The organism is Coprococcus sp. AF99-45 (assembly GCF_027663865.1).
In the GTDB taxonomy this organism is placed as follows: Bacteria; Bacillota; Clostridia; order Lachnospirales; family Lachnospiraceae; genus Allocoprococcus; species Allocoprococcus comes.
In genome coordinates, this window is sequence record NZ_JAQDGZ010000035.1 from 1 (window position 1) to 10,642 (window position 10,642).

Genomic DNA, 10,642 nt, shown 5'->3' on the forward strand with positions numbered 1-10,642 from the left:
AAGGGTTTGCAGTTTTTTTATTGCTCAGAGGTGATCAGCCTGACAAAAAATGCAGAAGAGTCATTCATGCTGTTTAATAAAGATGCAGACTACCAGCTGCATCTTCCACAATTTGTACATGGTATGCAGTTCTTTTTTTTAATAACAGGATACCACGGCTTTACCTGCAGATCCGGTAAGTTATTGAGCTCTAAAATTATAGAATGATAATGATCAGAAAGAGTAATCCGGTCTGAATCATGCTGTTCGATAGTCAGTGGGTAGATGGTTTTTTGATCAGGAGACATACAATTTTGATGTAAAAGAGGGGTATAGACATCTGTACCAATTTGGATAAATTGATCGATGGTGATGATTTTGTAATCATCAGAAGAGAACGAAATGATTGTAGGAGACACAGCCAAAGTGTCTCCCGCAGGAATTTTATAAGAGTCAGTAGTAAATTCTCCAATTGGAGTTTCTAGTTTCATCATGTGTTAGCACTTCCTTTAATATCTTATAAATGAAAATTACTCGTTTTTCAGTTCTTCTTTCATGGCGCTGTCTTTTCCCTGCATAAAATGGTCTTTTTTCAGGATTGCAAAAGCCCGCTCATAATCGTTTTTACGCATATATTTAACCATTTTTTTCAAATTCTCATTCGTTGGAACGATCCGCATGCCGTTTTTCAGCGAATACATACCCACTCTTACCAGCTCTGATAAATTGGATTCATAGAATTTGGTGATCCGGTCATTATTGAAAATGCTGACGATTTCCAGATGCATCTGCGTATCAGCAAGCTCCCACTTGTAAACATCGGAAGCAACCGCACACATATGTACCACTTTTTCTTCAATTCGATAGGAATATTCTTCCGCTTTTCCACCTTCAAAGATCAGTTTAAATGCACTGCCCTCTAAGAGTTCGCGGAGCTGATAAAGTTCATTGATATCTTTATCGGTGATTTCTTTTACAGTCATGGATTTATAATAATCGGTAACGATCAGACCTTCAGACTGCAGCATTTTGAGTGCAGTGCGTACCGGATTACGGCTCATACCGAGCTCTTCTGTCAGAAGTGCTTCTGTAAGAGGCATTCCTGGTGGATAAGTCAGATTCATAATGTTATTTTTGATAATTTCATAAGCCTGATCGGCAAGTGATTTCTTTTTTTCAGCCATGTGAAATCCCCCTCTGTCTGGTGAATATATTAAGTATAACACATTAAAACGGGGTTTGTAAAAAATAAAATTAGGTATATGTAAAGTTGCATTTAATATAAGAGTACAGACTGATAATTGTATACAATGGTGCATGTATTTTCGACGAAAAACGGCATTTTCTATTGTGAAAATGTTGACTTTAAACAGAGGAAGTGATACATTGAATGCAGAAAGAAATTTGTATACAAATTAAATGATTGTATACAAATTGAAAATGAAAATGTATAAGGTTTTAAGTTCATCAGGAGGAGAAAGACTATGAAATTAGGATTTATCGGAACAGGTAATATGGCAGGAGCAATTATGGGAGGCGTTATTAAAAGTAACGTATTCAAACCGGAAGAAATCATCGGAGCAGATCTTTTTGCACCAGGTCGCGAAAAAGTAAAAGAACTTTATGGAATCAATGTAACTGATAGCAATAAAGAAGTAATTGAAAAGTCAGAAGTTGTTATTTTTTCTGTAAAACCACAGTTTTATGCAGATGTCATTCAGGAAGTAAAAGATCTGGTAAGACCGGAACAGCTTATTATCACGATCGCACCAGGAAAGACACTTGCATGGCTTGCCGAACAGTTTGGAAAAGATGTTAAGATTGTTCGTACAATGCCGAACACTCCGGCTATGGTTGGAGAAGGTATGACAGCTGCCACACCGAATGAACATGTAACAAAAGAAGAACTTGATTATGCATGCAAGATTCTTTCTGCATTTGGTAAAGTAGAAGTTGTGGCAGAGCATATGATGGATGCAGTTGTTGCAGTAAGCGGAAGTTCACCGGCATATGTATTTATGTTTATCGAAGCAATGGCAGATGCTGCTGTTGCAGAGGGAATGCCGAGAGCACAGGCATACAAATTTGCAGCACAGGCAGTTCTTGGAAGTGCGAAGATGGTTCTTGAAACAGGAAAGCATCCGGGAGAACTCAAAGACATGGTATGCTCACCGGCAGGAACAACGATTGAAGCCGTAGGTGTATTGGAAGAACACGGATTCAGAAGTGCGGTCATTGATGCAATGAAGGCATGTGTTGATGTTGCAAAAGGAATGTAGATACGATATACTTGTTTACGGGGAAAAACATGTCCACGTAAACCTGAGAAGGACCGGGGCGTATGACGCAGCCGGTCTTTTTTTATCTATTAAGAAAGGTCTTTCCTGATAATAAAAAACGCTCCGCGTGGAACATGATACCATAGGAGGTAGATAGATGGCAGCAAAACAGAATGTAAAGCGGCGGATTGTAGATGCCGCATGGGAATTGTTCTATGAAAAAGGATATGATGATACAACAGTAGATGATATCATTCGTCTTTCTGAGACATCAAAAGGATCGTTCTATTATTATTTCAGCAGCAAAGATTCTCTGCTTGATACATTGTCAACTATTCTGGATGAGAATTATGCAAAGCTTGAAGATGAACTGGATCCGGAAATGAACAGTTTTGATAAACTGATGTATCTCAATTACCGGTCGCATTCATTTATGGAGCAAAAGATTGATGTAGCATTGTTATCATCCTTATATTCAACACAATTGATTGCCAAGGGAGACAGGAATCTTCTGGATCAGAACCGTACTTATTACAAGCTGATCAGCAGGATCATAGAAGAGGGGCATGTGCGAAATCAGATCAGCAGAGAGAAGAGTATCCAGGAGATTACCAAGTATTATTCACTCTGTGAGCGGGCACTGGTATCAGACTGGTGTTTGAACAGGGGAAATTATTCGCTTGGAGAATACAGTAAGGAATATATGCCGATTTTAATGGAACATTTCCGGGTAGATCAGCCTGAATAGAGAAAGGTTTTCATATGAAAGAGAGTCAGAGAAAAGGTTTAATTTCAGTACATGTTGCTGTGGCATTGTTTGGTTTTGTCGGACTGTTTGCCAAGCTGGTAGATCTGCCTGCAGTGATCATCGTGCTTGGAAGGGTATTTTTTTCATCTATTTTCCTCTGGATTTTTCTGCGTTTAAAAAAGCAGAAAATTCGCCTGGAGGAGAAAAGTGATTATTTGTGGATGGTCGGAGCAGGTGCAGTTTTAGCAATACACTGGAGTAGTTATATGCAGTCGATCCAGAGTTCGACGGTTGCAGTTGGTACGCTTACGGTATCAACTTTTCCGATATTTGTTATTTTTCTGGAGCCATACCTGTTCCATGAAAAACTGAAGAAATCGGATGTGTTTTGTACACTGATGATGCTGGTCGGAGTATTCTTTATCGTACCCGCATTTCAGATGGATAATCAGATTACACAGGGAGTTCTGTGGGGACTTCTGAGTGCATTTACCTATGCAATATTGTCACTGATGAATCGCCGTTTTTCCAGCAGATATCCGGCAACACTGGTGTCGCTTTATGAACAGGGAACTGCAACGATCGTGTTGATCCCGATGATGTTTGTGTTGAAGCCGGTGATTACACTTGCAGATGCAGGCGTATTGATGATGCTTGGAATTATTTTTACAGCAGTTGCACATTCTTTATTTATCAGTGGACTTCGGACTGTGAAGGTAAGGATTGCCGGAATTTTATCCGGACTGGAACCGGTGTATGGGACTTTAAGCGCATTTCTGTTTCTGAAAGAAGTTCCAAGTTTCAGAGAGTGCCTTGGTGGTGTTATCATTCTGGCTGCTGTGTTTTTATCGACACTGAAACCGGAGGAGAAAGCATCTGATGCTCCGGCATAAGAATAAAGAGAAGTTTGAGGATTTTATCTGGCACTGGTTTCTGGTGATCGGATATCGTCTGGAAAATGTATAAAGACTTTCTAAAAACTATTTACGGACGGGAAAAGTTCCGTTACAATAGGTAGAGAAATCAATGAAAAGGAGATTGTATAAAATGGCAAATCCAGTAGTAACATTTGAAATGGCAAATGGCGATGTGATCAAAGCGGAATTATATCCGGAAATCGCACCGAATACAGTAAATAACTTTGTATCTCTTGTAAATAAGGGATTTTATGATGGACTGATCTTCCACCGTGTCATCAGTGGATTCATGATCCAGGGTGGATGCCCGGATGGAACCGGAATGGGTGGCCCTGGATACAGTATCAAAGGAGAATTTAAGCAGAACGGTTTTGCAAATGATCTGAAGCATGAACCGGGCGTTCTTTCTATGGCGCGTGCAATGCATCCGGATTCGGCAGGATCACAGTTTTTCATCATGCATAAGACTTCACCACATCTTGACGGCGCATATGCAGCTTTTGGTAAAGTTACAGAAGGTATGGATGTTGTAAATAAAATTGCTGAGACGGCAACAGACTACAGTGACAGACCGCTGGAAGAACAGAAGATGAAAAAAGTGACTGTTGAAACTTTTGGAGAGGCTTATCCAGAACCAGAGAGAGTCTAACAGGAGTTACATAGCAGACAACACTTGGAGAGACAGAATAATAAAGACGGGGGAGCCGGTGAAAGACAGACTGAGAGGAAGCAAAAGAGCATCGCCCCTTTTTACCTGATACGGATCATGCCGTCGCAGGAAGTCATATTGATTTTTTCAGAGACACTTGTGCATGACAGGTGTTTCTTTTATTTCATAGGAAATTCCGAAGCAACGTCCTATGAGATAAAAGGCACTGCGTGCCGGAGATGCGCACGCGCACGAAGATGAAGAATGTCGCGAGCGACGGTGCTCGGCGCGAGAATGTGCCAAGGCACATTCTTTTTATACAAAATATTTAGGACAATTATGGAAAAAGAGAGGAAGAGAGTCAAATGAGAACAGCACTTACAATTGCAGGAAGCGATTCAAGCGGAGGAGCAGGTATCCAGGCAGATATCAAAACAATGATCAGTAACGGAGTCTATGCTATGAGCGCAATTACGGCTCTTACTGCACAGAATACAACCGGAGTTACCGGAATTATGGAGGTAACGCCGGAATTCCTAGGAGAACAGCTGGATAATATTTTCACGGATATTTACCCGGATGCAGTGAAGATTGGAATGGTATCTTCAAGTGGTCTGATCACAAAGATCGCAGACAAATTAAAAGAATATGATGCGAAAAATATTGTAGTTGATCCGGTTATGGTAGCAACAAGTGGAGCAAGACTGATCAGCGAGGAAGCGATTGATGCGCTGAAGAGCTGCCTGCTTCCGATGGCAACCGTTCTGACTCCGAATATCCCGGAAGCAGAAGTGCTTGCAGGTATGAAAATCCAGTCGCAGGCGGATATGATAAGAGCAGCAGAAGAGATCGGTACCAAATATCACTGTGCAGTTCTTTGTAAGGGTGGGCATCAACTGAACGATGCCAATGATCTGCTGTGGAGAGATGGTGGATATAAGTGGTTCTACGGAGAGCGGATCGACAATCCGAACACGCACGGAACAGGATGTACTTTATCCAGTGCGATCGCATCAAATCTTGCAAAAGAATATGATTTGGATGAGTCAGTAGAACGTGCGAAGAAATATATTTCCGGAGCACTTGCAGCAATGCTGGATCTTGGTAAGGGCAGTGGTCCGATGAATCACGGATTTGCAATTAAAAATGAATATACAGAAAGCAAAGTGGAGGAATAGAAGTATGAATGAAAAGAGAACCTCTATCTTTGAAAATGGACTGATCTGGTTTGGGGCAGGCGTGTCACTTGCAGAGATCCTGACCGGTACTTACTTTGCGCCGCTTGGATTCGGAAAAGGAGTTCTGGCGATTATTATTGGTCATATCATAGGATGCATGATGCTTTTCCTTGCCGGAGTAATTGGTGGAAAGACCAGACGAAGTGCAATGGAAACAGTAAAAATGAGTTTTGGCGAGAAGGGAGGAATCTTCTTCTCCTTCCTGAATGTGCTGCAGCTGGTTGGCTGGACAGCGATTATGATTTATGATGGGGCACTTGCAGCAAATGGTGTTCTTCATACCGGCAGATGGGTATGGTGTCTGGTGATCGGTGCACTGATCATCTTATGGATTGTGATCGGAATCACAAATCTTGGCAAGATCAATACGGTTGCAATGGCTGCTTTATTTATCCTGACACTGGTACTCAGCAGAGTGATCTTTGGTGACGGATCGGTAGCAGGCTCAGGCGGAGATGCCATGACGTTTGGTGCAGCAGTAGAGCTTTCTGTTGCCATGCCACTTTCCTGGTTGCCACTGATTAGTGACTATACAAGAGAAGCAAAAGAACCGGTAAAAGCAACCGCAGTCAGCACCGTTGTTTATGGAGTTGTCAGTTGTTGGATGTACGTGATCGGTATGAACGCTGCAATTTACACAGGAGAGTCTGATATTGCAAGTATCATGGTAAAAGCTGGACTTGGAATAGCAGGACTTCTGATCATTGTATTTTCTACCGTTACGACAACCTTCCTGGATGCTTACTCAGCAGGAATTTCGTCAGAGTCAGTATTTTCAAAAATCAATGGGAAATATGCAGCAATTGTTGTAACTGTGATCGGAATGATCGGAGCAATCATTTATCCGATGGACAACATTACCGATTTCCTGTACCTGATCGGTTCTGTATTCGCGCCGATGATCGCAATCCAGATTGCGGATTTCTTCATTCTGAAGAGAAAGGACAGCCTGGAAGTATCTCTGGATGTTATGAATGGTGTAATCTGGGTGATCGGTTTTATACTTTACCGTATTCTGATGAATGTGGATATTCCGCTTGGAAATACACTCCCGGATATGGTCATTACCATCGTGATCTGTATTCTTGCAAGAAAATGTATAAAGACAGAAAAATAGCTTTGAAAGAAAATGGAAATGCCGTGTTGACATTTCCATTTTCTTTTGACAGAACCATGTAGCGATCTACAGAAGAGAGGCGGAAAAAGGAATGCTGACGCCTGGAAACGTGGTAAAAGTTTATAAGAAAGAAGTTTTGAATAATTTAGTTGGCGGATGGAATAAAGTGGGATTTTTATCCTGCAAAATATATATGGAAAAAGAGTTGGGTAGAATGAAAAAAGAGCTTACGACATATGATCGGGGGAAATGTCGTAAACTCTTTTTTCTGGAATTTCATTAAAGGAGAAATGAAAATAAGAAGTATCAAAATACTGAAAACGTCTTATTTGGTTTTGATTCCTAATCGAGTGGGGCAATTGTGACTGACTAAGATGCCGCCCCACCGAGGAATTCTTATCTAGTTGTTATCTTCAAGCTGATATTATAATACCAAGAGGCTTGGAATTTGTATATTCGCAAAAAAAACAAAAGAAAAAAGCTTTGAAAAATAAAATTGTGCAAAATAACAGGGGAAAAATCAATTTATACAAAAGGTTATCTGGAATTTAGAAATTGATAATAAAATTTGCATAAATGCAAAAAAATGAGTGCGAATGATTTCTGTGTAAGAACAAATGTGTTTTTGAGAAGGAATTAGGAATGCTTATTGTAAATGTCAATATAAAAAATTTTCGAACATGAGGAGACCGGTATGAAAATCCTGAAAAAGAAAAAGAGCTTACGACATATGATCGGGGGGAATGTCGTAAGCTCTTTTTCCAATAATTTCATTAAAGGAGAAATGGAAATAAAAAGTATCAAAATACTGAAAACGTCTTATTTTGCTTAGTTAAGTGTTATCCTTAACTTGTTTTTATAATAGCATTTGCCGGAAGTTTTGTATATTCGCAAAAAAACTAAAAGAACTGGAAAGTTAAAATAAAATTGTGCAAAATAACGAGGTGCAAAACAAGATTGACAAAAGAATGTAAAAAAAGGAAATTTTAACGGTAAAAATATATAATGTCTAATAATTAACAAAAGGTTACAGAAAGTTACAAGGAAAACTGTAATTTCGGAAAGCTTATACCAGGAACAGGGGGGGAAATAAATAGAGGAGAGATACTATTTTTGAATGCCGGGAAGATTCAGATAATGGAAAAAGAGCTTGCGACATATGATCGGGGGAAATGTCGTAAGCTCTTTTTCTGTAATTTCATGAAAGGAGAAATGAAAATAAAAAGTATCAACATACTGAAAACGTCTTATTTGGTTTCGTTAAGTGCTATCCTTAACTTGATATTATAATACCATGTGCATGATCTCCTGTAAATTCGCAGAAAAGACAAATGTTACAAAAATGAAAGTGATAAATTGTGCATAATATACAAAAACAAAAAATGCAAATAGCTTTACTTTTAGAGGAATGGGATTTAAAATAACAGTATTACGTATTAGCGATGACTAGAGAGGAGGGACATATGGCTACAATAAAAGATGTTGCAAAAGAAGCAAATGTGTCCATTGGAACGGTTTCCAATGTGATTAATGGAAAAACGAATAATGAGGAACTTATCCGAAGAGTGGAAAATGCAATTGAAAAATTAGATTTCAGACTGAATGGAAAAGCTAAAAGTTTGAAAATGAAGTGTACATATTTGATTGGAGTTGTAGTAGAAAATCTGGAAAATGCTGAGACCGGGTTGATCCTGGAAGCATTGGAAAGAAGATTAGAAAATGAGGGATATAGTCTGGTTATTAAAATGGCGGGAAAAAATGCAGTTCTTGAGAAAAAGCAGATTTCTCAGCTTATGAAAACCGGAGTGGATGGAATGATTATTATGACCGGAAATTCGAATAAAAAGTGGGAAAAACTGGTTGATGGGAGTAACATTCCGGTAGTTCTTCTAGATAAATGTATCATGAAATCGGAGAATATTAGTGTCATTTATATTGATTATAAAAGAGCTGTGGACCGATTTTTTAGATGGTGTGAGAAGAATGGATATAAGAAAATAGCAATGATTTTAGGAACAGAGGTTTTGGATTCGGAAAGTATTGCTGAAATTGTATCGGCGCATAGTAAATTACAGGTGCATTACAGGCTGGTGGGGAATTATTCGGCAGAAGCTGGATTTAAGGCAACTTGTGAATTGTTGTATGAGAATGAAGTGGTTGACGTGATTTTTATAGGGAATAAGTGTATGGAAAGCGGAGTATTTCAGGCAGCTCGTATGTTGGGATATGAAGAGGCAATACACTATGTCTGTGCTAAGAATGGAAAATGGCTGGAAGATGAAAACCGGTATGAAGGAATTATTGACCTGTCTTTTTTAAAGCAGGGGGAAGAAGCAGCAAAAAAAATTCTCGAAAGTCTGAAAAGTGGGAAAAGACAGATGACAATTGGGAAGATTGAAGCTGAGTTTAAGGAAATTGCATATTCACTCAATAAAAGCGGCAAAAGAAAACTTCCGGAATATAAAAAAAGTCTGACAGTTGCAATTTTGAATGCAGATACGGCGAAAGTTTTGAAAGAAATTTCAGACATATATGAACTGGAAACGGATGTACATATTATTTATCATTGTCTTGAATATCATGATTTGTGGAATATCATTGTAAATCCTGAACGGATTAAAGGACTTAAGATAGATATCTTTATGTACGATATTCTGTGGAAGGACAGTTTGATTCAGAGAAATTTGTTGAAAGATATCAGTGAACTGGAAGAAAATGAAGAATATTTTGAAGATTATATTGAGGGCATTGTAGATATATGTGGTAGAAGAAAAGGAAAATTATACGGACTTCCATTTTTGACAGGTACACAGTTGTTGTTTTACCAGAGAGATTTATTTGTAGATGAAGCCATTCAGATACAATTTCAGCGAATGTATGGATATAAATTGGAAGTTCCGAAAACTCAGGATGAGTATCTGAATGTTGCAAGGTTTTTTACCAGAGAATTCAATCCTAAGTCACCTGTTCAGTATGGATCTGCGATGATAAACCAGGGAAATCTGTATAATAGTATTGAATTCTTGAATCGTCTGTGGACCTATAATGCTGATATTATCAGAAATGGATATTGTTATGCTGACACAGCAGAATTCAGGGTTGCCGTGGAAAAATATAAAGAATTGTATCAGTATACAAGACCGGAAGCAAGGATAACGTCATGGGAAGATCTGGCAGAAGAATTTAAAAATGGAAAGACAGCTATGATACAGTTATATGATTCATACGCGTATGATCTGAATAACTATGAACATTCAAAAGTAGCAGGAAACATTGAATGTGCGACAGTTGCAGGAAAATGTCCGGTAACAGGAGGCTGGGGACTTGGCATTTATGAAGGAAGTTCGAATCAGGAACAGGCACAGGAGTTTGTAAAGTGGGTATGTGGTCCAGCTTATGACAAACTGTATTCAGTATTGGCAGGAATTTCTAATAGAAAAAATTTTTATGAAAATAAGGATCTTGAGCTACTGTACCCGTGGAAGAAAAGGGTTTTGGAAAGTTATCGTATTAGTAAAAATAGAAGACAGTTATCAAATATTGTAGATGAAAATGCGAACATGATGTTCTATGACCGAATATTAGGAAAAACAATTTGTGATATGGTTCTTGGTAAAATTGCTATAGAAGAGGGAATCAAGAAGATTCAGGAAGAAACAGAAAAAATACAGGCAGAATAAGGTGTTGTGAGGAAAAGGGCGTGTGAAAAAACGAG

General features: G+C 38.8%; 9 protein-coding genes and 1 riboswitch. Of the genes, 7 read left to right on the top strand and 2 right to left on the bottom strand.

From position 1 onward, the window contains the following. Positions 1-89: 89 nt before the first annotated feature. Both PGR14_RS15355 and PGR14_RS15360 read right to left on the bottom strand, forming a co-directional pair. Positions 90-473 (bottom strand): hypothetical protein, encoded by a 384-nt coding sequence (locus tag PGR14_RS15355; protein ID WP_173690336.1) that lies wholly within the window; start codon positions 471-473, stop codon positions 90-92. A 36-nt stretch (positions 474-509) separates the two neighbouring features. Next, positions 510-1,163 carry a GntR family transcriptional regulator gene (locus PGR14_RS15360; RefSeq protein ID WP_055158315.1) on the bottom strand — a complete coding sequence of 218 codons (654 nt, stop codon included), beginning with the start codon at positions 1,161-1,163 and terminating at the stop codon, positions 510-512. A gap of 300 nt (positions 1,164-1,463) precedes the next feature. On the opposite strand from PGR14_RS15360, the gene proC reads away from it, so the two are divergent. The 7 genes from proC (at position 1,464) to PGR14_RS15395 (ending at position 10,607) form a co-directional block, all read left to right on the top strand. Further along, positions 1,464-2,258, top strand: a complete 795-nt coding sequence (gene proC / locus PGR14_RS15365) for a pyrroline-5-carboxylate reductase (RefSeq protein ID WP_055158317.1) — start codon at positions 1,464-1,466, stop codon at positions 2,256-2,258. 157 nt (positions 2,259-2,415) lie between these two features. Next, complete coding sequence (locus PGR14_RS15370) at positions 2,416-3,006, top strand: TetR/AcrR family transcriptional regulator (RefSeq protein WP_022220832.1); 591 nt, start codon at positions 2,416-2,418, stop codon at positions 3,004-3,006. Positions 3,007-3,020: 14 nt separating this feature from the next. Beyond that, positions 3,021-3,899 (top strand): DMT family transporter, encoded by an 879-nt coding sequence (locus PGR14_RS15375; RefSeq protein ID WP_022220833.1) that lies wholly within the window; start codon positions 3,021-3,023, stop codon positions 3,897-3,899. Positions 3,900-4,053: 154 nt separating this feature from the next. Further along, positions 4,054-4,572, top strand: coding sequence for a peptidylprolyl isomerase (locus tag PGR14_RS15380; RefSeq protein WP_022220834.1), 519 nt, complete (start codon positions 4,054-4,056; stop codon positions 4,570-4,572). Between the two features lie 38 nt (positions 4,573-4,610). Further along, positions 4,611-4,721, top strand: a riboswitch (TPP riboswitch). A gap of 216 nt (positions 4,722-4,937) precedes the next feature. Continuing rightward, positions 4,938-5,750: a bifunctional hydroxymethylpyrimidine kinase/phosphomethylpyrimidine kinase gene (gene thiD, locus PGR14_RS15385; RefSeq protein ID WP_022220835.1), complete on the top strand. Its 813-nt coding sequence runs from the start codon at positions 4,938-4,940 to the stop codon at positions 5,748-5,750. A 4-nt stretch (positions 5,751-5,754) separates the two neighbouring features. Next, a complete protein-coding gene (gene cytX / locus PGR14_RS15390) occupies positions 5,755-6,927 on the top strand; it encodes a putative hydroxymethylpyrimidine transporter CytX (RefSeq protein WP_173686015.1) in 1,173 nt (390 codons plus the stop codon). A 1,463-nt stretch (positions 6,928-8,390) separates the two neighbouring features. Next, on the top strand, positions 8,391-10,607 hold the full coding sequence (locus PGR14_RS15395) for an extracellular solute-binding protein (protein ID WP_055249562.1): 2,217 nt from the start codon (positions 8,391-8,393) through the stop codon (positions 10,605-10,607). Positions 10,608-10,642 lie beyond the last annotated feature (35 nt).

Coding starts and splice junctions, on each gene's coding strand:
- cytX (WP_173686015.1), top strand. CDS start 5,755: ATGAATGAAAAGAGAACCTCTATCTTTGAAAATGGACTGATCTGGTTT.
- thiD (WP_022220835.1), top strand. CDS start 4,938: ATGAGAACAGCACTTACAATTGCAGGAAGCGATTCAAGCGGAGGAGCA.
- PGR14_RS15395 (WP_055249562.1), top strand. CDS start 8,391: ATGGCTACAATAAAAGATGTTGCAAAAGAAGCAAATGTGTCCATTGGA.
- PGR14_RS15375 (WP_022220833.1), top strand. CDS start 3,021: ATGAAAGAGAGTCAGAGAAAAGGTTTAATTTCAGTACATGTTGCTGTG.
- PGR14_RS15370 (WP_022220832.1), top strand. CDS start 2,416: ATGGCAGCAAAACAGAATGTAAAGCGGCGGATTGTAGATGCCGCATGG.
- PGR14_RS15360 (WP_055158315.1), bottom strand. CDS start 1,163: ATGGCTGAAAAAAAGAAATCACTTGCCGATCAGGCTTATGAAATTATC.
- PGR14_RS15380 (WP_022220834.1), top strand. CDS start 4,054: ATGGCAAATCCAGTAGTAACATTTGAAATGGCAAATGGCGATGTGATC.
- PGR14_RS15355 (WP_173690336.1), bottom strand. CDS start 473: ATGATGAAACTAGAAACTCCAATTGGAGAATTTACTACTGACTCTTAT.
- proC (WP_055158317.1), top strand. CDS start 1,464: ATGAAATTAGGATTTATCGGAACAGGTAATATGGCAGGAGCAATTATG.